Below are 23582 nucleotides of genomic sequence, written 5' to 3' on the forward strand. Positions count from 1 at the left end.
CCGCCGCCCGCCGTTCAGGACGAGCGGCGAAGCCGGACGTCGGCGACGGCCTGCGGTGCGAGGTCGACCTCGAGACCGGCGCCGTGGCCGATCGGCTGCCACGCCCCGGCCGACGCGGCGGCCTCGACGGCATCCGCGGCCACCCAGCTCAGCCGCGCCCGCAACGGCTCGACCGACAGCGACCGCAGGCGGGCGCGCACCAGGCCGGGCTCGTCCGACGGGCGCAGGTCGACCAGCACGTCGTCGGCGGGCGTGACGCGCAGCCCGGCCGAGCCGGCGACGGCGACCGGGCCGGCGTACTGCCGGGCGACCAGCGGGTGGAGCAGGTCGTCGCCGAAGCGGCGGACCGCCGCGGCGTCGTGCGGGCGGGGCGCGAACCGGTAGCGGAACGTCTGCGTTCCGCCCTGCGCCGCGCGGAAGTTGGTGAAGTGCAGGTTGTTCATCAGCCAGCTGTTCACGTGCCCGGCGGGCGCGTCCAGCGTGCGTGCCCACCGGCCGGTCTGGAAGCCGCCGAACTGCGCCAGTGGCGCGTCGTAGGACCCCCAGAGCACCGGCGCGCCGGTCCCGGCGCCGGACGACACCCCGACCGCGTGCTGGATGGCGTACCAGTCCTTGCTGGTGTCGGGCAGCTGTTCGTGTTCGGCGACGAAGGCCGCGCCCGCGGTCTCGACCAGGAAGCGCGGATCGGTGACGGCGAACGGGAACGTCACGAACAGGCTCTCCGGGGCGAGGGTCTCGGCCTTGGTGACGGTGACGTCCAGGTCGACGAGGTCCGACGACGGATACAGGCGCAACGTCGTGGCCACGTCGACTCCGCCGACGCTGCCGGACCACGACAGCGCGGTGAACGACGCTCCCCGCACGATCAGCGCCGGTCCGTGCGAGGTCGCCGCCGTGCGGTCGAACTCCGGCCCGGGGTGGTCCGGATGGAAGTCCCGCGGCCGGACGAGGAACGGATGATCCGAACCCGCCGGGATGGTCTCGGCGACCAGCGCTCCGAGCGGGAACGCGGCGCGGTCGTCGACCAGCTCGGTTCCGGTACGCAGGTCGACCAGGCTGGTCACGCCGCCGCGGCCGGGATCGACGGCGACGGCGTACTCGGGCGTCTCGACCGTGTGGCCCGCGACGCCGGGCCCGGGCTCGGCGGGAAGAGGCACCGTCGTCGCGCCGAACGGCTCCACCACCGTCGTCACCACCGTCGGAGCCCCGCCGGCCGCCTCGACGACCACGGGCTCGGCGCGGCGCCTCGCGGTGGGGTTCACCACCACGACCGACGGCCCGCCGAGGCAGGTGCGGTCGGCCCCGAGACCGGTCCGGTGGATCGCGGAGTCCGCCACGTCACCGGAACCGCTGGCGAGCAGCCGGAACAGACCCTCCGCCGCCACGTGCCGGGCGAGGTCGTAGGCGCCGTAGGCGAAGCCGGCCTTGGCGTTCCAGTGCGACGCCGTGTAGACGCTGTCCGGCCGGGAGAAGCTCTCCCACGAGCCCCAGGTGTGCTCGCCGAACAGCCAGAGCTGTTCGTCCACGAAGGCGAGGTCGTCGGCCAGCTCGGCCCGCGTCCGCAGCCGCACCGGGCCGCGCGAGTGCCCGAGGACGGACGCGAGATCGACCGCGCCGTCGCCGCGCAGGTCGGCCAGCGCGTGCAGCGCCTCGCCGGTCAGCTGGTGCGTCCGTGCCCGCCGATACACCGCCAGCTCGCGGGCGGTCGAGCCGTGGCCGTGCGACCACCAGTCGGCCCACTCCCCGCGGACGACCGGCAGCTCGACCTCGGTGGCCACCCGCTCCATCCGGTCCAGCGCCTCGTCCATGGTCGCGAGTCGCATCGGCCGCTCCGGATGCAGCTCGTTCCACGTCGACAGCAGCGGCAGGAACTCCAGCGTCGGCCACCGGTTGTCGTTGGCGGCGTGCACGACGGCGACGTCGAACGGGTAGTCCTCGCGCTCGTCCAGCTCGTCCACCAGGCCGGCGATGCGCTTGGCGGCCAGCCGAACGTCGCCGTCGATGATCCCCCACTCCTCTCCGATGCCGTAGTGGGTGCTGAGGAACACGAACACCCGCGAGCCGTCCGGGCCCTCCCACCAGAACCCGCTGGGCTGGCGGAACGGCGGCCGGCCGTGGTCGGGGTTGAGCGCCATGACCAGCCGGGTCACGCCGTGCCGGTGCATCGCCGGCACGCTGCCCCAGGACAACCCGTTGACGTCGCCGTGCTGCTCGGTGCGGATCGGGATGCCGGCCTCGGCCAGCGGCGCCAGCGCCTCGTACGTCCGCTCGAGCTCCTGCTCGCCGGGGAGCTGGGTCATGTTGAGGTAGCCGGCGGTGACGGCGATGCGGCCGTCGCGGACCAGCCGGCGCAGCCGGTCGACGTCGGCGGCGACGCCACGGCGGACGAACTCGACCACGGGCCGGCTGACCTCGAAGGTCCACCGCAGTGCGGCGTCGCCGTCGCCTGCGGTGCGGTCACACAGGTGGAGCACCTGGCCGACGACGTCGCGATGCTGCCGGTCGATGAGCCGGGGGCTGTCGGTGTAGCCGACGTCGTGGTGGGTGTGCGGGATCAGCAGGACCTCGTGAACGCACGAGCCAGACGGCACGATGGGACTCCGTTGTGGGAACGATCTCGGCATCCCGAGCCAAGCATTGCGGCCTGTGCGTCGTCAAGGGTCGTCGACGTGACCTGCGTGGATGCTGAAGCAGGTGCGGAAACCGGTTCCCGGAGGTCGTCGAACGGGCTTGACGCGCTGAGGGCGTCTTGTCATGATGCGGGCGGATGATGGGATCGATCCCATCCGCGTCGCCACGTGGTGACCGACCTCGACGAAACGCCCGCCATCGACGAAGAGGGAGCGCAACGATGCGAAAGCCCATGGTGCTGCTGGCCGGAGCGGCCATGCTCGCCCTGACCGCCTGCGGAGGCGTCGGCGGCGGCGACGACTCCGGCACCGGCGACGACCAGTCCGGTGACCTGACGGCCGACCCCAGCGGCTCCATCACGACCATCGGTTTCGCGCTCCCCGACGAGATCGCCACCGTCCGCGTCGACACGTTCCGCGAGATGTACCCGGACGTCGAGGTCAACATCAACGAGGGCGGCTTCGACGAGCAGCAGTTCCTGACCTCCGTCTCCAGTGGCAATCCGACCGAGCTGGTCTACATCCCCGGCGACCAGGTGGGCGCGTTCGCCGCTCGCGGCGCCATCCAGCCGCTGGACGAGTGCATCGAGCAGCGCGACATCGACCTCGACCAGTACCGGCCCAACGTGCTCGACCTGGTCCAGTACGACGGTTCCACGTACGCGATCCCGGAGTTCTACAACACCCCGGTCCTCGTCGTGAACAACACGGTCCTGGCCGAGGCCGGGCTGAGCGCCGAGGACATCGACATCTCCGACCAGGAGAGCCTGGTGGCCGCCGCCGAGGCGCTCACCGTCCGCAACGGAAGCACGTACGAACGCATCGGCATCCACCTGCGGCTGCCCGACCTCACGCCGTTCTACGGCGTGGTCGACGGCAACCCGTGGGTCGCGGCGGCCGACGACTTCCGGCTCGACGACCCCGCCACCGTGGCCACCATGGAGCGGCTCAAGGCGGTCCAGGACGCTCAGGGCGGCCACACCGCGCTCAAGGACTTCGAGAACACGTGGGATCTGTTCGGCGAGGGCAACCCGTTCGCGCAGAACCAGGTCGGTGCCATGGTCATCGAGCAGTGGTACGTGAACGTGCTGGCCAACACGTCGCCGGACGTCGACATCACCGTCCTGCCCATCACCGGCGCCGGCGGCGAGACCGTCACCTGGGCCACGTCCAACGCGTGGGCCATCCCGAAGGACGCCGCCAACACCGCCACGTCCTGCGAGTTCATGAAGGTCATGACGGCGCCGGACACCTGGGCGGCCGCGGCCGAGGAGCGGATCCGGCTGCGCGACGCCGACGGCAAGGCGTTCACCGGCATCTACACGGCGAACGAGGCCGCGGACGACAAGGTGTTCGGCGAGCTGTACACGCCGGGTACGGGCGAGAACCAGAAGTGGGACGACGCCGTCCAGGCCGTCCTCGAGGCCCAGGCCGACGCGTGGGTGGTGCCGGCGAACCCCGTCGGCGCCCAGTTCAAGGCGGCGTGGCTGGAGGCCGCCAACCGCATCCTCGCCGGTACCCAGGACGCCGCGAGCGCCCTGGCCGAGGCCCAGGACAAGGTCGAGCAGGCGCTCGCCGATGTCGGCTGACGTCTCCACGGTGCCGGTGGCGCCCCCGATGTCGCGGGGGCGCCGCTGGCGCGCGGCCTGGCGGCGGCCCGAGACCCGGTGGGCGTACCTGTTCCTGCTGCCGTGGATCCTCGGCTTCCTGGTGTTCACCGCCGGGCCGATGATCGCCAGCCTGGTGCTGTCGTTCACCGACTACGACGTCATCAACGCGGCGACCTATGTCGGCGGCGAGAACTATCAGCGCATGGTCGAGGACCCGCAGGTGCGGACGGCGCTGTTCAACACCCTGCTCTACACGGTGATCCATGTGCCGCTGTCCATCGCCATCGCGCTGGCGCTGGCGGTGCTGCTCAACCAGATCGGCGGCCGGTTCGCCGGGTTCTTCCGGACCGTGTTCTACCTGCCGGCCATGACGCCGACCGTCGCCGTGGGCGTGCTGTTCCTGCTGCTCCTGAACGGGCAGAACGGCCTGGTCAACGCCGCTCTCGGGGTGTTCGGCATCGATGGGCCGGCGTGGACGACGGATCCGGCGTGGGTGCGCTGGGGCATCATCATCATGAGCCTCTGGACCATCGGCGGCACCATCGTCATCCTGTTCGCCGCGCTGAAGAACGTGCCGGCCGACCTCTACGAGGCCGCCCGCATCGATGGCGCCGGCGCGTGGCGGCAGTTCCGCGAGGTCACCGTCCCGATGATCTCAGGCTCGCTGTTCTTCGTGATCATCGTGAACACCATCGCCTCGCTGCAGATGTTCACCGAGGTCTACACGATGTTCTACGGCAACGCCCAGAGCCAGCTGCAGGCGTCGGACAGCGCGCTGTTCTACGTCATCTACCTGTTCCGGCAGGGCTTCCAGTTCCTCGAGATGGGCTACGCCTCGGCGCTGGCCTGGGGGCTGTTCGTCATCGTGCTCGTCGTCACTTTGGTGCAGGTCAAGCTCGGTGACCGGTTCGTCTACTACGAGGGAGACGACCGATGACCATGGTCCAGATCGAGCCGGCGCACGAGCAGCCGGCCGGCGACCGCCGCCGCCCTCCGGCGGGTGCCTCCCCGGCCCGCCGGGTGATCCGGACGGGGTTCGTCGTCACCGCCGTCGCGTTGGTGGCGGCGACGTTCACCTACCCGCTCCTGTGGCTGGTGAGCGCCTCGCTGAAGCCGCGGTACCAGGTGTTCGACAACGTTCTGGTGCCGCGTGAGGTGCGGCCGGAGAACTACACGAGCCTGCTCGACGCGGTCCCCTTCCTGACCTGGTTCGGCAACAGCATGATCGTCGGCGTCATGGCCGCGGTGACGGTGACGCTGAGCAGCGCGCTCGTCGCGTTCGGCTTCGCCTACTTCCGCTTCCCCGGCCGGAACCTGCTGTTCCTGCTGGTGCTCGGCACGATGATGCTGCCGGCCGCGGTGACGATGATCCCGACGTTCCTCATCTGGCAGGAGTTCGGGCTGTCGCAGACCCAGGTGCCGCTCTGGGCGCACAACGTGTTCGCCTCGGCGTTCTACGTGTTCCTCCTGCGGCAGTTCTTCCTCAGCCTGCCGCGCGACACGTTCGAGGCGGCGCGGGTGGACGGCTGCGGCTACGTCGGGCTGTTCTGGCGCATCGCGATGCCGCTGTGCCGGCCGGCCCTGATCGTCGTGTTCATCTTCGAGTTCCGGGCCAGCTGGACCGACCTGATCCGGCCGCTGATCTACCTGCAGGACGAAGCCCTCTACACGCTGCCGCGGGGACTGAAAGCCGTGCTGGACGCGTTCGGTCAGGGCGGCGAGCAGCAGTGGGAGATCGTCATGGCGGCCTCCGTACTGGCGACGGTCCCGCTGATCGTCCTGTTCTTCTGCGCCCAGCGGTACTTCGTCGAAGGGATCGCCACGCAGGGGCGCAAGGGGTGAGCATCGATATGACGCCGTCGGGGTCGCCGCGCGGCTGGAGGAATGGTCCCAAACGGGACGGGGAAGAGCAGGGCGGATGAACGAAGCGAGACAGTCCCAGGGCGGACGCCCGGTACCACCCGTACCGGGCGGCGGCGGTCGCGCACCCGCGCCCGCCGTGCTGTCGCTGGACATCGGCGGCACCAAACTGGCGGTCGGCGTCGTCACGGCCGACGGCGAGGTGCACGGGCTGCTCATCGAGCCGACCCGGCGCTGGGAGGGCCCCGACGCCGTGATCGCGCGGCTGTTCGAGCTGGGCCACCGGGCGGTCGCCGCGGCCGGGCTGGACCGCCCGGTCGACGCCGTCGGCATCTCGTGCGGCGGGCCGCTCGACAGCAGCACCGGCGTCCTCATCTCGCCGCCGCACCTGCCCGGCTGGCTGGACGTTCCGCTGGGGTCCATGGCGCGCGACGAGTTCGGCGTGCCGGCGTTCCTCGAGAACGACGCCACCGCCGCGGCCCTGGGCGAGCACCGCTTCGGCGCCGCCCGCGGCGTTCGGACGATGATCTACCTCACCATCTCGACGGGAGTGGGCGGCGGCGCCGTCATCGACGGGCGGCTGCACCGCGGGGCGGCCGGCAACGGCGGCGAGCTCGGCCACCTCATGGTCCGCCCGGGCGGACGGCTGTGCTCGTGCGGCCGGCGCGGCTGCCTCGAGGCCTACGTGTCCGGCACCAACATCGCGGAGCGGGCGGCGGAGGGCCTGGGTGGGCCCGGTAGTGCCGGCTCGAGTCTCGCCGGGCTCGACCCGCTGACGGCGGCCGACGTCGCCGCCGCGGCGCTCGCGGGCGACGCGTACGCGCGGGCGGTGTGGACTGACACCACCGACGTGCTGGGCCAGGCGCTCACCGACCTGGTGAACGTGTTCGAGCCGGAGCTCGTGGTCCTGGGGGGCGGGGTCACCCGGGCCGGCGCGATGCTGCTGGACCCCGTCGCCGAGGCGGTGGCGCGCGACGCGATGCCGCCGGCGGCCAAGGCGGCCCGAGTGGTGCTGGCGGGGCTGGGCGACGTCGTGTGCGTCGTCGGCGCCGGCGTGGTCGCGTTGGACGTGCTGGCGGCGTCGTCGGGCGCGAGCGGGACGACGGAGGCCGAGCATGCCTGATCAGGCCGAAGAGCAGCTGAGTGACCATGTCGCGGTCGCCGAGGCGATGCGTGGACTTGTACCACTGGTACGAGAAGTAGGTAGCCTGATCTGTGAGGCGTTCGCGTCCGGTGCCGTCGTGTACACGTTCGGCAACGGCGGCAGCGCCGCCGACGCCCAGCACCTCACCGGGGAGTTGATCGGGCACTACAAGCGCGACCGCCGGCCACTGCCCGCGGTCACGCTCACCACCGACCCGACCGTCATGACCTGCATCGCCAACGACTACTCCTACGACGACGTGTTCGCCCGCCAGGTCACCGCGCTGGCCCGTCCCGGCGACGTCGTCGCGGCGTTCACGACCAGCGGGAGGTCGCCGAATGTCGTGGCCGCGCTCGCCGCGGGCCGCGCCAAGGGCGCCACGACGGTGCTCTTCGGCGGCGGCGACGGCGGACCGGCCCGCGAGCATGCCGACCACGCCCTGCTCGTCCCGTCGACGCAGACGCCGCGCATTCAAGAGATGCACACCCTGTCCCTGCACCTGATCAGCGAAATCGTCGACGTCTGGGCCGAAGCGACCGAGAGCACACCGGAGGAACCGACCGCATGAGCCCCGAACTTCCGGCCGAGGGCTACCGTCCGCCGGCCATGCGGCAGCGCACGCTGCACATGGTCGGCAACTCGCACCTCGACCCCGTCTGGTTGTGGCCGTGGCAGGAGGGCTATCAGGAGGCCCGCGCGACGTTCTGGTCCGCGATCCATCGCCTGCAGGAGTACCCGGACTTCGTCTTCACCTGCGACCAGGTGGTGCTGCTGTCCTGGGTCGAGGAGCAGGACCCGGAGCTGTTCGAGCAGATCCGCAAGAGGGTCGCCGAGGGCCGCTGGGTCATGACCGGTGGCTGGTGGGTCGAACCCGACTGCAACATGCCCGGCGGTGAGTCGTTCGTCCGGCAGGGGCTGTACGGCCAGCGCTACCTGCACGACCGGTTCGGCGTGACGTCGAGCGTCGGCATGAACGTCGACCCGTTCGGCCACAACGCGATGCTGCCGGCGATCCTGCGCGGCCAGCGGATGGACACCTACACGTTCCTGCGGCCCGGCCCGCACGAGAGCGACCTCGACGGCACGGCGTTCTGGTGGGAGGCGCCCGACGGCAGCCGGGTGCTGGCCTACCGCATCCCGTTCGAGTACTGCAGCCCGCCCGGCGACGTCGCTCATCAGACGGAGAAGTCGCTGGGCCAGCTGGACCGCTCGCTGGGCGACGTCATGATCTTCTACGGCGTGGGCAACCACGGTGGCGGCCCGACCAAGGCGAACATCGAGTCGATCCATCGTCACGACCAGCGGGGATCCTACGGGAACATGATCATGTCGTCGCCTCGCCGGTACTTCGACGAGCTGGTCGCCCGCCGCGGGCCGGACGGCATGGCGCAACTGCCGGTCTGGCGCGACGACCTCCAGCACCACGCGTCGGGCTGCTACTCCTCGCACTCCGGCATCAAGCAGTGGGTGCGCCGGACCCAGGCGGCGCTGCTGTCGGCGGAGCGATGGGCCGCCATCGGTTCGGTCACGCACAACCGGGAGTACCCGCGCGACGAGCTCGAGCACGCGTGGAAGCAACTGCTGTTCAACCAGTTCCACGACATCCTGCCGGGCTCGGCCATCGAGCACGCCTACGACGACGCCCGCGACCAGCTCGGCGAGGCGGTGGCGATCGCCAAGCGGATCATCACACGGGTGCACAACCTCATCGCCCGCGACGTCGCCGTCCCGTTCGAAGACGGCACCCAGCCGGTGCTCGTGTTCAACCCCCACCCGTGGCCGGTCGTCTCCGAGGTGGAGTTGCAGTACGGCGTGCAGCCGACGGGCGTCCATGTCGTCGACGCCGACGGCGGGCTGGTGCCGTCGCAGCCGATTCAGTCGGTGGCGACGACCAACGACAAGGGCCGCGGCGCCGTCGTGTTCCGCGCCGAGCTGCCGCCCCTGGGCTACCGGTTGTACCGGCTCCGCCCGGGCACCGCCGTGCCCGGCCCGGCGTGGAGCGGCACCGCTCCCGGCGCGCTGACGGCATCGGAGACGGTGCTCGAGAACGACCTCCTGCGGATCGAGCTGGACCCGTCGACGGGGTGGCTGACCAGCCTGCTCGACAAGCGCACCGGCGTCGACGCGGTCGCGGGCGCCCGCGGCGAACACACCCAGGTCAGCGACGACCCCACCGATACCTGGGGGCACGGCGTGGTGTCCTACGCCTGGCCGGGCGAGGCCATGAGGACCACGCGCATCGTGCTGCGTGAGAGCGGGCCGGAGCGAGCGCGGCTGCGGGTGGAGCGCTCGTGGGGCCGGTCGACCATGACCGAGGAGTTCATCCTGCGGCAGGGCGCGGCCGAGGTCGAGGTGCGGGTGACCATCGACTGGCGCGAGCAGGCGCACCTGCTGAAGCTGCGGTTCCCTGTCGCGCTGACCGACCCGGAGGCGACGTACGAGATCCCGTTCGGCACCCTGCGCCGCCCGGTCGACGCCGCCGAGGAGCCGGGCCAGTCCTGGGTCGACCTGACCGGGACCGTCGACGGCGTGCCGGCCGGCCTCGCGGTGGTGAACAACGCCAAGCACGCCTACGACGTCTCCCCGGCGCACGCAGACGTGTCGCCGAGCATCGGCATCACCGCCGTGCGCAGCCCGGTCTACTCCTGGCACGATCCCCGGCTGCTCGATCCCGACGGCTTCTACTCGTTCCAGGACCAGGGCGTGCAGCGGTTCAGCTACCTGCTGGTACCGCACGCCGGCGACTGGCGCGAGGCGGGGCTGTCCCGGCGTGCGGCCGAGCTGGGCGCGTTGCCGCGGGCCATGCTGGAGAGCTTCCACGACGGCGTGCTGCCGTCGGCGGACGGCTACGCGGCCGACGGCGGCGGACAGGTGATGATCACCGCCGTCAAGGGCTGGGAGGACGGCGACGCCGACGCACCCGACCTGATCGTCCGGGCGGTCGAGACGACCGGCGCTCCGGCGCGGGCGCGGCTCGAGCTGTCCGTGCTCGACCGTGTCATCGAGGCCGACTTCGGGCCGAGCCAGATCCGCACCTTCCGCGTACCGCGCGACCCCGAGCAGCCGATCCAGGAGGTCGACCTGCTCGAGTGGCCGGTCGACGGTGCGATCGGCGGCGAGGCGGCCAGTGGTGCGGCAGCCGTCGGTGGCTGAGATCGCCGGCGCGCCGTCGCTGCGGGTCGAGGCGCTCGACGCCACCGGAACGGTGACGGGGTACGCCGCCGTGCCGGACGGTGGCGGTCACGTGGCCGCCGGGCCGTTCGCCGTCGAGGTGAAGATCGGTGCGCCGTCGGCGACCGGCCTGCACGAGGTCGCTCTATCGGTGTCGAACGTCTCGGCCGACGCGTTCGCGGGGCACGTGCGGCTGGTCGCTTCCGTCGCCGACGCCGCGGACCCGTGGTGGCTGATCCCGGGCCTGTTCTACGGCGAGAACCGGCCGGTCGACTGTGACCGGCGGTTCCCGCGGTTCGAGGCCGGCGCCGACGACCCCGCCGGCATGGTCAGCGATCACTGGTCGTTCCGCTCCGACCGTGCGGCGACGGCGGCGGTGTTCGCCTGGGGTGCCTCGGCCGGCGTCGTGGTCGCGGCGGCGGAGCTGTCGCCGTGCGGCCCGACGGGGATCGGCCTCGCCCAGCGCGGGCCGGTCGCCGACGTCCACGTGGTGTTCCCGTTCCGCGAGGATCCCGTCACGTACTACGGGTCGGCCGAGCCGTTGCCCCCGCACGCCGGTGTGTACATCTGGCAGCCGGGCGAGCTGGTCGAACTGCGGGCGGCGACGTCGCGGCTGCCCGCCGACCGCCACGCCTACGCGCCGGTCCTGCGCGCCGTCTACGAGCAGAACCGGCTGCTGCACCCCGTCACTCCCTGGGTCACCGTGCCCGACGCCGCCGCGATCGCCGCCGAGGGCCTGGTCCGCTGGCACTACGACCCCGACCCCGGCGTGCTGCTCGAGACCGTCGGCTTCGACCGCGAGGTCAGCGGGGGCGACGGCCGCCCCGTCGACCGGCAGGCCATGCACGTCGGCTGGATCAGTGGCATCCCGTGGGCGTACGCGCTGCTGGCGCACGGACGGCGGTCCGGCTCGGCTGCCGCCGTCGAGGCCGCGACGCACGTCATCGACTTCTGCTGCGCGAACCTGTCGCCGTCGGGCACCTTCTGGGGACGGTGGGAGCGGGCCGGCGGGTGGACGCAGAGCTGGACGCCGATCACGCACGGGCTGCACGCCCGGACGCTCGGCGAGGCGACGCTGTTCCTGCTGCGTGCGCTGGCGCTGCCCGGCGGCTCGCGGCCGGCGTGGGTCGCCGCGGCGCGGTCCAACCTCGACGCCGTCCGCGACCGGCAGCGCACCGACGGCAACCTGGGCTCGGTCCACCACGCCGAGGACGGCCGGGTGCTGTCGTGGACGGGCGCGTCGGGGCTGACCTGGATCGCCGCGTTCTGCGAGGCGGCGCACCTGGACGGCGACGGGTCCTATCTGGCGGCCGCGGAACGGGCCGGCGACTACTACGCGAGGTTCGTCGAGCGGGAGTTCATCCACGGGGCGCCCGAGGACGTCGACCTCGCGCCCACGTCGGAGGACGGCTACGCGGCCGTGATGGCGTACGTCGCGCTGCACCGACGCACCGGCGCCGCGCGCTGGCTCGACCTGGCTCGGCGGGCGGCGGACTGGACGCTGACGTTCCGCTACACCTACAACGTGCGGTTCGCACCGCGCACGCCGCTGGGCATCTACGGGTTCGCCACCCGCGGCGGCGACCAGGCGTCGCCGTCGAACCAGCACCTGCACGCCTACGGCCTGGTCTGCACGGCCGAGCTGGCCGAGCTCTCCGCCGCGACCGGCGACCCGCACTACCGCGAGCGGGCCGAGGAGGCGGTGGCCTGCTTCCGCCAGCTGATTCCCACGGCCGACGGCGAGGTCAACGCCTACCGCGGCATGATCACCGAGCGGTACTACCAGACGGAGTGCTTCCAGCCGAAGGGCATGCTGCTGACGCTGTCGCACGCCTGGAGCGCGGGCGTCCTGTTGCTCGCGTGTGAGCAGCTGATCGCCGGCGGCGGCCGGGCGTGACTCACACCGGGCGCCGTCCGGCCCGGGCCAGGATGTCCTCGGCCAGGATGTCCTCGGCCTGGGCGGCCAGGGTGGCGACCAGGTCGGCCGCAGTGGGCAGGTCGGTGATCAGGTCGACGCCCTCGCCGGCCCAGACGGGCAACGGCGGGATCGCGCCGCTGGCCACGTCGTCCTGGTAGTCCTGCCGAGCCCGGGCGTCTGCGGCGAGCTCGGTCCCGCGGCCGCGCCAGCGGTCGAGGCAGGGTGCCCGTGGGTGCGGGCGGGAGCGGCGCCTGCGCGATCGCATGGCACAGGCCGAGCAGCTCGGTGAAGGCCGTCGTCGACCATCGTCGCGCTCCCGCGGTGGTCAGCCGCAGGCAGCCTCGTCCTCGATCAGCCGCCGGGGGCCGGGACCGTGCTCGCCGAGCGCGTCATGCATGTTGGCCAGCGCACACCGGCGCAGCGAGAGGCAACCGCACCCGATGCAGTCGGTGAAGTCGTCGCGCAGCTGCTGCAGCTGCCGGATCCGCTCGTCCAGCTCGGCCCGCCACCGCATGGACAGCCGCTCCCAGTCCTCCTGGTTGGGCGTGCGCCCGTCCGGCAGACTTGCCAGCGCCCGGTTGATGTCGGCCAGCGGGATGCCGACGCGCTGCGCGATGCGGATCAGCGCCACGCGGCGCAGCGTCGCCCTCTTGTACCGGCGCTGGTTGCCCGAGGTGCGCCGCGAGCTGATGAGGCCCTGCCGCTCGTAGAAGTGCAGCGCCGACACCGCGACACCGCTGCGCTGGGAGAGCTCGCCGACGCTGAGCTCGGACTTGTTCCATGCAACGGTGTCCATGTGCTGCCTCTCGTGCTTGACCTCAACGAAAGTTGAGGTTCTAGCGTAACCGGCATGCATGCCATCCGACTGCACGAGTTCGGCCCGGCCGAGAACCTGCGCTACGAGGAGGTGCCCGATCCGGTCCCGGCGGCGGGCCAGGTGCGCATCGCCGTCGAGGCGAGCGGGGTGCACCTGCTCGACACCGTGCTGCGGGCCGGGCCGGGTAGTGGCGGGCCGCCGGCGGTGCCGTCGCTGCCGGTCATTCCCGGACGCGAGGTGGCGGGCACGGTCGACCTGGTCGCCGACGGTGTCGACGGCGCCTGGCTGGGCCGGCGGGTGGTGGCGCACCTGGGCGCCGCGGGCGCCGGGTACGCGCGGCTGGCGGTCGCGCCGGTGTCGGCGCTGCACGTGGTGCCGGACGGGCTCGACCTCGCCGCGGCGGTGGCGATGATCGGGACCGGCCGCACCGCGGTGGGCGTGCTGGACGTGGCCGCGCCGACCGCTGACGACGTGGTGTTGGTGACGGCCTCGGCCGGTGGGCTGGGCAGCCTGTTCGTCCAGGCGGGACGGAATGCCGGCGCCGTGGTCGTCGCCGTGGCGGGCGGGGCTGAGAAGGTCGATCGGGTGCGCGGGCTGGGGGCGTCGATCGTGGCCGACTACACCGCGGCGGACTGGCCGGAACGGGTCACCTCGCTGCTCGGCGGCCGCGAGGTGACCGTGGTGCTCGACGGGGTCGGCGGCGGCTCGGGGCGGGCGGCGATGGACCTGCTCGGCGTCGGCGGCAGGCTGGTGATGTTCGGCTGGTCGTCCGGAGAGCTGCTGCCGTTCACATCGTCGGACCTGGTCGATCGCGGGCTGACGGCGACCTGGGCCGTCGGGCGGCGGCTGGCCGCCCGGCCGGGCGCGCTGCGCGAGCTGGAGACGCGGTCGCTGGCAGCCGCCGCCGACGGGGAACTGGTTCCGCTGGTGCAGCGGCTACCGCTGGAGCGCGCCGCTGCGGCGCATGCTGCCCTGGAGTCTCGCCGGAGCTTCGGCAAGGTCGTCCTGGTCTGACCGCGCGGTGCGCTGGATCCGGGTGTTGTCGCGGGCCCGGACCCATGGTTCCTGGCTGTCGCGCACGCAGGCCGGTGGGCCGATCTCGGTGAGGTCCTTCGGGTCGCGCCACTGCTGAGGCAGGTGCGTGCCGGGGTAGGACGGTCCGAGCTCGTTCCCGTAGAACCGGTTGCCGAACGAGCCGCACTCCTGAGGCGAGGCGTTGGCCGCCGCGCACGCGTCGTCGCAGAACCACTCGCTGTAGAAGCCCACCGGCGAGTAGGAGGTGTAGTTGAACCGATTGCCGTGGAACACGTTCTCGTCCGAGGAGTTCCGGACCCGGACCGGGCTGCCCGTGATGTAGCTGAAGACGTTGGAGTCGACGATGTTGTGGTCGGAGCCGTGCGCCAGGTACACGCCGTGCACGGCGCTCAGGTTGACCTGCGTGTTCTCGAGCCGGACGAAATGGTTGTTGCGCACCACGTTGTCGTCGCTGTTGATCAGGGTGAGTCCGCCGAAGCCGGGCGCTCCCGGAACGTAGACGTCGCCCATCCGCTCGAAGCGCATCCCGTAGACGGTGTTGCCGTTGACGCCGGGGCCGTCCGGCACCCGCACGCCAGTGGAGTTGTCGACCCGCCCCGCCAGCGTCAGCCCGCCGCGGCGGTAGTCGCGCACCTGCAGGTAGTAGAAGCGCAGGTCGGTGGTGCCGCCCATGTCGGTGCCGCCGAGCCGGGCCTGCAGCCAGTACTCGTCGCTGCCGGTGCCCTGGAAGATCGGGCGCGTCGGCGCGGGGTCGCCGGGGCTGTAGCCGGCCGGCATGAACGAGATGCTGTGCCCGTAGATGTACGTCGACCATCGCGTCTCGGGCGCCACGTACGTGCCGGGAGCGATGTGCACCTCGACATCGGTCTGCGGGTCGTACTCCTTGAGCCGGGTCTGGACGGCGGCGAGCGTGGGAAGCGGCGACGACGGGGTGAGCCCGGTGTTGGCCGTGGCGCCGTCCGGAGCCATGTACAGGAGGAAGGGCCCGTCGGCCGCCGGGCTCTCGGGAGCGTCCGGGGTCGCGTCGGCGGCCGGGGTCTCGGTGGCGGCCTGCGCACCGGGCACCGCTGCGGCGAGCGCCACCAGGACCGCGGTGACCGCCAAGCGGATGACACGCCCCACGTCGTCTCCCAACCGTCGTCTCGCCCCGAGTTGCCCACTATCCATGGTGCCCGGCCGCGGGGCGACACCGCGTCCGGGTGCCGGACCTCCCCTGCCGGCGCGTCGTCGCCCTACTCGCTGCAGTCCAGGCCGGGGAAGACGGTCTCGTCGCTCGCGGGTGCGGTGGTCTGGCGCTCCTGGGCGCGGCACGCACGCAGCCGCAGGGTGTGCACCAGTCGCTCCGCCTCGTCGAGGTCGCCGGCGGCGATGGTCGCGCCCACCTCGTCGCGGTAGACGTCCGGCAGCGCCTCCAGCGGCAGGTCGCCGGGGACCTCGTACAGCTCGGACAGGTGGACCGGGCCCAGCTCGTGCCGGACGCCCTGGTAGATCGCCACCTGGCCGTTACTGGTGCCGATGTAGTACTGGTCGCGGACCCAGTGGTTGGCGTAGGACAGTCCGGCCCAGCCGACCGCGAGCACGGCGGCCACGGTGATGACCGGGCGCAGCCCGCGCCGTCGCCGCCGGTGCCGGGTTCGCGGTGCGTAGCGCATGACCTCGGGGTCGTTCTCGAACTCGGCCGGCTCGCCGTCGCTGGGGTCGGCGTCCTCGGCGGCCGACCCGACGGTGATCGTCTCGCGGGCGTCCACGACGGTGTCGGCGGCGTCGACCTCGGCGATCTCGCCGATGACGACGGTGACGTTGTCGGGCGCGCCGGCGTCCAGGGTCATCGCGATGAGGCGGTCGGCGGCATCCTCGACGGTGCGCGCGCGGGCGAGCGTCTCTTCGATCTCGCGGTCCGTCACGACGTCTGAGAGCCCGTCGCTGCAGATCAGGACGCGGTCGCCGGGCTGGACGTCGATGATCGAGTAGTCCGGGTGGATCGGCGACTGGCCCTGGAGCACCTTCGTCACCACGGAGCGGGCCGGGTGCTCGCGGGCGTCCTCGGGCGTGATGCGGCCGTCGTCGACCAGCGACTGGACGAACGTGTGGTCGCGGGTGATCTGCGTCAGGCCGCCGTCGCGCAGCAGGTACGCGCGCGAGTCACCGATGTGGCCGAGCGCCAGCTGCACGCCGTTCCACAGCAGCGACGTGCTCGTCGTGCCCATGCCGGCGCGCGTGGGGTCGGCGCGGGCGAGCTGGTCGATGCGGCTGTTGGCGGCGCTGACCGCGGCCGACAGCACTTCGATGGGGTCGCCGTCGGGCGGCTGGTCGGCCTTGACGAGCATGTCGATGGCCGCGCGGCTGGCGACCTCGCCGGCTGCGTGCCCGCCCATGCCGTCGGCGACCGCCAGGAGGTAGGGCCCGGCGTAGCCGGAGTCCTCGTTGCCCTCTCGGACCAGGCCGACGTCAGAGCGCGCGACGTAGCGCAGCGTCAGCGGCATCGATTCCCTACTCCCGCACCCATCGAGGCGTGACGGGCCGCCCGCCCGCCACGTCGCCTCCCCCCAGAGACATGTCGATCACAGCGGATCGTAACCGCCAACCGTGGGTCGCGGCGGAGTCGCCACGCGGACCGGCGTTGTCCACAGGTCTCGCGGATTCGCGGAGTCGTCCACATTTCCGGGTTCGGCGGATGCGGGCGGGTGGGTGGTCGACGAACGATGAAGGGGTCCGGCCGAGCAGCCGGTCCGGGGCCCCCGGGGGCCTCGTCCCCGTGACGTGAGAGGACTCCATCCATGCAGTTCATCAGGGGTGCCGCGGTCTGCGGTGTCATCATTGCCGCGCTGGTCGCGGGCGGGCCGGCAGCGGGCGCGGCGCCGGTCGCAGGGCCGGGCAACGGGCAGGGTGCCGGGCCGGTCTCGACGGCGGTCTCCACGGCGGGTGTGGCGGCGACGACCGGGTCCCGCCACTGCGGATCCCTGCGGCCGCCGCGACATCTCCGGTGGCTCGACGGTTTCGCGCTCAGGTGGGTGCCGCCGGGCATCGGGCCGCTCGTCACCGACTTCGCCTACGAGTGGGACGACGTCGGCTTCCGGTCGCGGGTCTGGGAGTCCGGCCCCTATCCCGACGAGTCCTACCGGGTCGACCTCCAGGTCACGGTCATGCGCAGCCCGTCCTTCACCGATGTCGCGGCGCTGCGCGGGTTCCTGGCCGGCTACCTCGAGCGCGACCCCGCCGCCTGGGCCACCGAGCCGTTCGACCATCCCGACGGCCCCGGCTTCCTCGATGTCGGCGAGTTGTTCTGGCTGGCCGCCCCTGGCGTCGCCGTCCGTGTCCTCGGCGGCGGCGAGCAGGTCGACCTGCGCGATCTCACCCGCACGGCCTGTGCGGTGAGGCAGGTGATGCCCATGAGGTGACATTCGAACCCGGGCCGGCGGGCGCACCCCGGCGCCCGCCGCCCCGTCGCCCTGCTGTGTCGGCTCACCGCCCTGGCACTCGGCGTGAGTGCCAGGGCGGTGCCGGGGATCCGTGGCGCTGGTCAGCTGCAGCCGAGCCCCATCTGGTAGAGCGGCATCGTGGTCCCGGCGTCGTCGACCGGCACCTCGTCGGTGATCAGCTGGTCGCCGTCCTTGCCGCTGCTGTCCACGCCGCCAGCGGCCAGCATGTCGGCGTAGAGCCAGACCGTCTCGGCGTAATCGCCCTCGGAGGCGATCTCCAGCAGCACCGGCCACTCGCGCGAGGTGGCCATGGCGGCGACGGCCTCGTCGGCGGCGGCGGTGTCGCCGGCCTCGATGGCCGTGCCCCACTGGCGGATCCAGGCGCAGGCCACCTCGCCGGCGACGGTCGCACCCACGTGGTAGCGGTCGGCCACGCCGTCGAGGCCCAGCGTGGCCGGGTCGAAGCCGGCAGGGGTCGGGACGCCCTCGAGCATCTCGGCGACCACCGAGGTCTGCTCGTCGGGCTTGATGACCGTGTCGGGCATGGCGGCGAGCCAGGTGTCCACGTCGGTCTCGGTCAGCAGAGCGAGCACGGCCTCGTAGGACTCCTGGTCGTCGAACGTGCGGCCCACGGCCTCCATGGCGTAGCCGTTCTGCTGCCAGATCGTCGTGAAGACCGGGCCTGCGCCGGAGTACTGGATCAGCACCGCCTCGTGGCCGGCGACGGTGACCGCGTCCTCGTGGTCGATGCTGTCGCGGCGGTCGGCCAGCAGGCTCTCGTACCGGTCGCCGCCGATCCAGCTCAGTTCCAGCTCGTCGGTGCCGTCGCCGAAGGTCACCTCGCCCTCGTCGACGGAGAACTCGTAGGCGCGCACGACGCCCCAGTCCGGCCCGTCGACGATCAGCCGGGGCGCCGACTCGGCCACCTCGAGCAGTTCGGCGGCCCAGGCGGGCTGGTCGTCACCGCCGGGCTGAACGACCAGCACACCGGCGGCCACCGCGGCCGCCGCGCCGGCCAGCACCACCAGACGCCGGGCACCGCGACGCCGTCGTGGCGGCTCCGTCCCCGGCATGGACTCCAGAACGGACGTGGACATGATCTCCTCCATCAGGTCGGCCTCGGCCGCGCGAAGGGGCAACGCCGCGGCGTCGGCGTCGCTGACCCGTGCGGTCCGCTCGACCAGCGAGTCCAGCTCGTCCCTCATGTCCCCTCCTCCAGCCGGACGGACAGCCGTCCGTCACCGTTCACATGTCCGGTCCGCGCCTGGCGTTCGCCCGGCCGGCCGACAGCCTCCAGTTCCGTCCGCAGCCGGTTGCGGGCGCGGTGCAGGCGGGTGCGCACGGTGGCCGGCGGCAGCGACATCGCGGTCGCCAGCTCGGCCGGGGCGAGACCCTCCCAGCTGGTCAGGCGGAGCAGCTCGCGGTCGTCGTCGGAGAGCCGCAGCATCGCGTCGCGCACCGTCGCGGCCGCGTCGTCCTCGTCGTGGCTGACCACGTCCGGCCTGGTCTGAAGCTCCTCGCGGAGCCGCTCGCCCAGCCGGGTCCGGCGCCTGACTCCGCGCACGTGGTTGGCCAGCACCCGCCGGGCGACGCCGTAGAGCCAGGGCCGGGCGTCGGGGCCGGGCGGAACGTCGTCGATGCGGCGCCAGGCCACCAGGAACGTCTCGGCGACGATGTCCGCGGCGTCCTCGGCGGCGTCGACGCGGCGCAGCGCGTAGCCCAGGATCGCGCGCGACTCCGCCGCGAACACGGCCTCGAACCGGGCACGCCTGGACGCATGGTCGTCGTCGCGGTGGGGTCGACTCCAGGTCGCCACGCCGCTCCTTCCCGCTGTCGTCGGAACTGCCGTCACTGTTCATGTGTCCCGACGAGGCCCGGGCGTTTCACCGGCGGCCCGATTCGTGCGGAACGCCGTCGGGCCGGTGACCGCATCGGGCCTGCTGACGAGCGAGGATGACAGCGTCCCGCGACTACGGCGATGCTGGACCGGTGACCGCTACGCCGAACTCCGGCGCCGCCGCCTGGCAGCAGGACGGCCGCGACGTGCGGATCGCCCTGCTCGGCCCCTTCGAGGTGCTGCGCGACGGCTTCCCGGTGCTCGTCACCAGCGAGCGGCTGCGCGGCGTCCTCGCGGTGCTGGCGGCGTCGGCGGCGCGGACGGTGTCGGCCGACGTCATCGGCGAGCACGTGTGGGGCGACGCGCCGCCGGTGAACCTGCGCCGGACGGTGCAGACGGGGATCGCACGGCTGCGCGCCATGCTGCCCGACGACGCGATCGTCAGGCGGCCGGGCGGATACGTGCTCGACCTCGGGCCCGGTCAGGTCGACGCCCTGCGGTTCGAGGCGCTGCTCGACGAGGCCGCGGCCATCGCCGACCCGCACACCGAGCGCAAGCTCGTCGGCCAGGCGCTGGAGCTTTGGCGTGGCGTCCCGTACCTCGGCGTCGAGGCCCGCGCGCTGGCGTCGGTCGAGGTCCCGCGGCTGACCGAGCGCTACCTGGGCGCCCTCGAACGGGCCGCCGACCTGTCCCTGGCCGCCGGCGAGATCGACGAGTCGGCCGCTCGGCTCCGGGCCGAGACCGCGCGGCACCCGCTGCGCGAGTCGCTCTGGGCCCGGCTCCTGCGGCTGCTCGCGGCCGCGGGCCGGACGGCCGAGGCGCTGGCGACCTACGACGACGTGCGCCGGCGGCTGGCTGACGAGCTCGGCGCCGACCCGGGTCCGGAGCTGCGGCGGCTGCACGCCGAGCTCCTGGATCCCGGCGCGGACCCGGTAGCGGCTGACCCGGTGACCTCGTCGGCGCCGGGCGTGCCGCCGCGTGCGCCGGTGCCCTCGACGGACCCTGCCCGGGGCCCTGCCTCGGGCCCTGCGTCCGGCGTGGTCCCGGGCTCGGCGTCGGGATCGGCATCGGCCGGGGTGGACGTCGGCGCGGTGCGCCCGCGGCAGCTGCCCGCCGACATCGAGCTCGTCGGCCGGGCCGGGCTGCTCGAAGCGCTCGACGAGGCGTTCCGCACCGACGACCCGGCCGCTCCGGGGACGGTGGCGGTCGCGATGACGGGGCAGGGCGGGGCCGGGAAGACGGCGCTGGCCGTGCACTGGGCGCACCGGCGGCAGGAGTGGTTCCCCGACGGCCAGATCTTCGTCGACTTGCGCGGCTTCGCCGACCGCCGGCCGGTCGAGCCGCTCACGGCGCTCGGCGAGGTCCTCGGCAGCCTCGGCGTCCCGCCCGACCAGGTTCCGGCCGGGGTGGACGCCCGCGCGGCGCTCTATCGGACGCTGCTCGCCGGCCGCCGCCTGCTCGTCGTGCTCGACAACGTGCGCGACTCCGAGCAGGTCCGCCCCCTCCTTCCCGGCGCGGCCGGCCGCGTGCTGGTCACCAGCCGAAGCACGCTGCGCGGACTGTCGGCGCGCGAGGGCGCCCGGCGGATCACCGTCGACCAGTTGCCCGCCGCCGACGCCGTCGCGTTGCTCGGCGAGCGACTGCGCCGGCACGGCCTGACCGTCGGCCCCGACGATGCCACGACGGCCGCCGCCGGTGAGGGCAGCGACAGCTCGGCCGGCGAGATCCCCATCGACGGCGTGACCCTCGCCGAGCTGGCCGAGCTGTGCGAACGGCTGCCGCTGGCGCTGGTCATCGCGGCCGAGTACCTCGCTCGGCACCGCGACCTGGACCCGTCGGCGCTGGTTCGCGAGCTCCGTGACGGCCGGACCCGGCTGGAGGCGCTGGACGACCTCGGGGACGGCCCGACGGCGAGCGTGCGAGCCGTCCTCTCGTGGTCGTATGCGGCGCTGGACCCGGAGGCCGCCCGGGCCTTCCGCCTGCTGGCCCACCTGACCCCGTTCGAGTTCAGCGCCGAGCTGGCGGGCAGCGTCGCCGCCCGCCCGGTCCCCGACATGCGTCGGCTGCTCGACCACCTCGCCGACCTGTCACTCCTGGCCAGCGTCCGCGGCCGCTACCGGTTCCACGACCTCGTGCGGGTGTACGCGGCGGTGCTGTGCGAGGCCACTGACGACGGCGAGGAACGGTGGGCGGCGTCGATCCGCGGACTCGACTGGTACCTCCACAGCGTCTGCAACGCCGCCCAACGCCTGCGCCCCCGCCGGCAGGAGTACCCGCCGCCGGCCCTGACGCCCGGCGTGCGGCCGATGGCGTTCGACGACCCCGAGTCGGCCCGTGACTGGTGCGTCACGGAGCACCGGGCGCTGGCGTTCGCCACGCAGCGGGCGTACGACTTCGGCAGGTACGAGCAGACCTGGCGGCTCGCCTGGGACTTCGGCCGCGTGCTGCTCATCGGCACCGCCCATCGGGACCTGCGCGTCGCTGTCGCCAGGCTCGGGGTGGCCGCCGCGGAGCACCTCGGTGCGGCCGCGCTGTACATCGCCCAGAGCAACCTCGGCAACGCCTACCAGCGCAGCGGCGACAGCCTCGAGGCCGTCGCGTGCCTGCGCGAGGCGCTCGCCGGCTGCCGGGCCGCCGGCGATGTCGGCACCGAGTCGGCCGTCCTGGTGAACCTGGCGATCGCGCAGAACCGGGCCGGCGACAAGGAGGGCGCGGTCGGCTCCTGTCGCGCCGCGCTCGAGGCGGCGGCACGGTGGGAGGCCGACCCCGCGCCGGCCATGATCGCTCCCGCGGTCGCGGTCTGCCACTTCAACCTCGGCCACGCCCTCGTGGAACTGGGGCGCTTCGACGAGGGCATCGCCGAGACCCGGACGGCGCTCGAGCTGTCGCGCCGGGACGGTCACCGGATCATCGAGGGCCTGTGTCTGAGCAGCCTGGCCGAGGCGCACCTGCTGACCGGCGATCTCGACCGCGCCGAGACATGCGCCGCCGAGGCGAAGACGGTGCTGCGCACCATGGGTGCGACCGATGGCCTGGTCGACGTGCTGCTGACCGAGGTCCGCCTCGGGTCGGCGCGGGGCCGCCCCGGCGACGCGCGGCCGGCCTACGACGAGGCACTCAGGCTCCTGGGATCGTCGCCGGATCCGCGGCGGGACCTGCTCGACGCGGCGATGGCCGGCTGATCGCCCGGTGCTGCGACGGCGTCAGCCCGCGCCGCCGCTTGAACGCGGCGCTGAGCGCGAACGCGCTGCCGTACCCGACCCGCCGGGCGATCGCCTCGATGGTCGCGTCGGTCTCGCGCAGCAGGTCGGCGGCCATGCCAAGCCGCCAGCCGGCGAGGTAGCCCATGGGCGGCGCGCCGACCTGCGCGGCGAACTCGCGCGCGAGGAACGCCCGCGATACCCGGGCGGCCGCGGCCAGCGAGGCGACCGTCCACGGGTGCCCGGGATCGTCGTGCAGCAGGCGGAGCGCCCGGCTCACCGGGGAGTCGTCGAGCCGCCGGTACCAGTGCGGCGCGCGCGCCTGCGGCCGGTCGAACCAGCCGCGCAGCGTCGACACCAGCATGAGGTCGAGGAGGCGGTCGAGCACGACCTGCTGCCCCGGCCGCTCGGTGGCGATCTCGGCGGCGACGACGTCGAGCATGGGGCACGGGCAGTCGGTCTCGGCGATGACCAGCATCCGCGGCAGCGCCTCGAGCAGCCGCTCGCTGATGCCGGCGGCGCCGTCGTAGCTCCCGGTCAGCACGACGGTGCCGCCGTCGGCCCCGGGGTCGCAGGTGCGCCCGGCCGCACCGGCCCGAGCGCTCCACGCGCAGTAGTCCGCCAGCGTGACGGTGTCCTCGGGCCGCGCCGCCGGGTCGACGGCGACGATGTACGGCTCGGGGCCGCGGACGACGGCGACGTCGCCGCCGCCCACCCGCACCGCGGCGCCGTCGGGCGGCAGGATCCACGCGGTTCCCCGTACGACGGCGAGAAGCGTGAGCTCGGAGCCGGTCGCGAACCGCACGGACCACCGCGGGTCGAGCACCGTCCGGCAGACCAGCGCGCCGTGGGCCCGGACGTCGCCGAGCAGATCGGTGAGGGCATCCACCCTCCCACGGTAGACGATGACGCATGGATCGGAGCGTTCAGACCATTCAGCG

At 73.1% G+C, this 23582-nt stretch carries 18 protein-coding genes; 10 read left to right on the top strand and 8 right to left on the bottom strand.

Translation table 11 applies throughout. From position 1 onward, the window contains the following. Nucleotides 1–14: 14 nt before the first annotated feature. The gene (locus E1212_RS03215) at nucleotides 15–2591 is read right to left on the bottom strand and encodes a glycoside hydrolase family 38 N-terminal domain-containing protein (RefSeq protein ID WP_203416290.1); all 2577 of its coding nucleotides are present in this window, start codon (nucleotides 2589–2591) and stop codon (nucleotides 15–17) included. A 260-nt stretch (nucleotides 2592–2851) separates the two neighbouring features. On the opposite strand from E1212_RS03215, the gene E1212_RS03220 reads away from it, so the two are divergent. From E1212_RS03220 to E1212_RS03250, 7 genes are all read left to right on the top strand, one after another. Further along, nucleotides 2852–4219 carry an ABC transporter substrate-binding protein gene (locus E1212_RS03220; RefSeq protein WP_162605280.1) on the top strand — a complete coding sequence of 456 codons (1368 nt, stop codon included), beginning with the start codon at nucleotides 2852–2854 and terminating at the stop codon, nucleotides 4217–4219. Continuing rightward, a complete protein-coding gene (locus E1212_RS03225) occupies nucleotides 4209–5177 on the top strand; it encodes a carbohydrate ABC transporter permease (protein ID WP_131979045.1) in 969 nt (322 codons plus the stop codon). Before E1212_RS03220 ends, E1212_RS03225 begins: the two co-directional genes overlap by 11 nt. Next, a complete protein-coding gene (locus E1212_RS03230) occupies nucleotides 5174–6082 on the top strand; it encodes a carbohydrate ABC transporter permease (RefSeq protein WP_203416291.1) in 909 nt (302 codons plus the stop codon). The genes E1212_RS03225 and E1212_RS03230 overlap by 4 nt, the downstream gene beginning before the upstream one ends. Nucleotides 6083–6158: 76 nt before the next feature. Beyond that, the gene (locus E1212_RS03235; protein ID WP_131979048.1) at nucleotides 6159–7223 is read left to right on the top strand and encodes an ROK family protein; all 1065 of its coding nucleotides are present in this window, start codon (nucleotides 6159–6161) and stop codon (nucleotides 7221–7223) included. Further along, complete coding sequence (locus E1212_RS03240; protein ID WP_131979051.1) at nucleotides 7216–7812, top strand: D-sedoheptulose-7-phosphate isomerase; 597 nt, start codon at nucleotides 7216–7218, stop codon at nucleotides 7810–7812. Before E1212_RS03235 ends, E1212_RS03240 begins: the two co-directional genes overlap by 8 nt. Continuing rightward, nucleotides 7809–10397, top strand: coding sequence for an alpha-mannosidase (locus tag E1212_RS03245; RefSeq protein WP_203416292.1), 2589 nt, complete (start codon nucleotides 7809–7811; stop codon nucleotides 10395–10397). Before E1212_RS03240 ends, E1212_RS03245 begins: the two co-directional genes overlap by 4 nt. Further along, nucleotides 10390–12312, top strand: a complete 1923-nt coding sequence (locus E1212_RS03250) for a YyaL domain-containing protein (protein WP_131979054.1) — start codon at nucleotides 10390–10392, stop codon at nucleotides 12310–12312. Before E1212_RS03245 ends, E1212_RS03250 begins: the two co-directional genes overlap by 8 nt. Before the next feature lies 1 nt (nucleotide 12313). Here E1212_RS03250 and E1212_RS29875 read toward each other — a convergent pair whose 3' ends face one another. Together E1212_RS29875 and soxR are read right to left on the bottom strand one after the other, a co-directional pair. After that, nucleotides 12314–12598, bottom strand: coding sequence for a hypothetical protein (locus tag E1212_RS29875; protein WP_203416293.1), 285 nt, complete (start codon nucleotides 12596–12598; stop codon nucleotides 12314–12316). Nucleotides 12599–12658: 60 nt separating this feature from the next. Beyond that, complete coding sequence (gene soxR / locus E1212_RS03260) at nucleotides 12659–13129, bottom strand: redox-sensitive transcriptional activator SoxR (RefSeq protein WP_131979057.1); 471 nt, start codon at nucleotides 13127–13129, stop codon at nucleotides 12659–12661. Between the two features lie 54 nt (nucleotides 13130–13183). Between soxR and E1212_RS03265 the strand changes: the two genes are divergently transcribed. Next, nucleotides 13184–14164, top strand: coding sequence for a zinc-binding dehydrogenase (locus tag E1212_RS03265; RefSeq protein ID WP_131979059.1), 981 nt, complete (start codon nucleotides 13184–13186; stop codon nucleotides 14162–14164). On the opposite strand, the gene E1212_RS03270 is transcribed toward E1212_RS03265, so the two are convergent. Further along, nucleotides 14087–15307: a NosD domain-containing protein gene (locus tag E1212_RS03270; RefSeq protein ID WP_131979062.1), complete on the bottom strand. Its 1221-nt coding sequence runs from the start codon at nucleotides 15305–15307 to the stop codon at nucleotides 14087–14089. The genes E1212_RS03265 and E1212_RS03270 overlap by 78 nt on opposite strands. A 110-nt stretch (nucleotides 15308–15417) precedes the next feature. Next, nucleotides 15418–16668, bottom strand: coding sequence for a PP2C family protein-serine/threonine phosphatase (locus E1212_RS03275; RefSeq protein WP_131979065.1), 1251 nt, complete (start codon nucleotides 16666–16668; stop codon nucleotides 15418–15420). Nucleotides 16669–16962: 294 nt separating this feature from the next. On the opposite strand from E1212_RS03275, the gene E1212_RS03280 reads away from it, so the two are divergent. Then, entirely contained in the window at nucleotides 16963–17583 is a 621-nt protein-coding gene (locus tag E1212_RS03280) for a hypothetical protein (protein ID WP_131979068.1), read from the top strand. A 122-nt stretch (nucleotides 17584–17705) separates the two neighbouring features. Here E1212_RS03280 and E1212_RS03285 read toward each other — a convergent pair whose 3' ends face one another. Next, complete coding sequence (locus E1212_RS03285; RefSeq protein ID WP_131979071.1) at nucleotides 17706–18809, bottom strand: hypothetical protein; 1104 nt, start codon at nucleotides 18807–18809, stop codon at nucleotides 17706–17708. Next, entirely contained in the window at nucleotides 18806–19420 is a 615-nt protein-coding gene (locus tag E1212_RS03290; protein ID WP_203416294.1) for an RNA polymerase sigma factor, read from the bottom strand. Before E1212_RS03290 ends, E1212_RS03285 begins: the two co-directional genes overlap by 4 nt. A 173-nt stretch (nucleotides 19421–19593) precedes the next feature. Here E1212_RS03290 and E1212_RS03295 point away from each other — a divergent pair, with 173 nt between their 5' ends. After that, the gene (locus tag E1212_RS03295; protein ID WP_162605281.1) at nucleotides 19594–22623 is read left to right on the top strand and encodes an AfsR/SARP family transcriptional regulator; all 3030 of its coding nucleotides are present in this window, start codon (nucleotides 19594–19596) and stop codon (nucleotides 22621–22623) included. Here E1212_RS03295 and E1212_RS03300 read toward each other — a convergent pair. Beyond that, nucleotides 22559–23530 (bottom strand): AraC family transcriptional regulator, encoded by a 972-nt coding sequence (locus E1212_RS03300; protein WP_131979077.1) that lies wholly within the window; start codon nucleotides 23528–23530, stop codon nucleotides 22559–22561. The genes E1212_RS03295 and E1212_RS03300 overlap by 65 nt on opposite strands. Nucleotides 23531–23582 lie beyond the last annotated feature (52 nt).

Origin of the sequence: Jiangella ureilytica, assembly GCF_004348545.1 — a bacterium.
In the GTDB taxonomy this organism is placed as follows: Bacteria; Actinomycetota; Actinomycetes; order Jiangellales; family Jiangellaceae; genus Jiangella; species Jiangella ureilytica.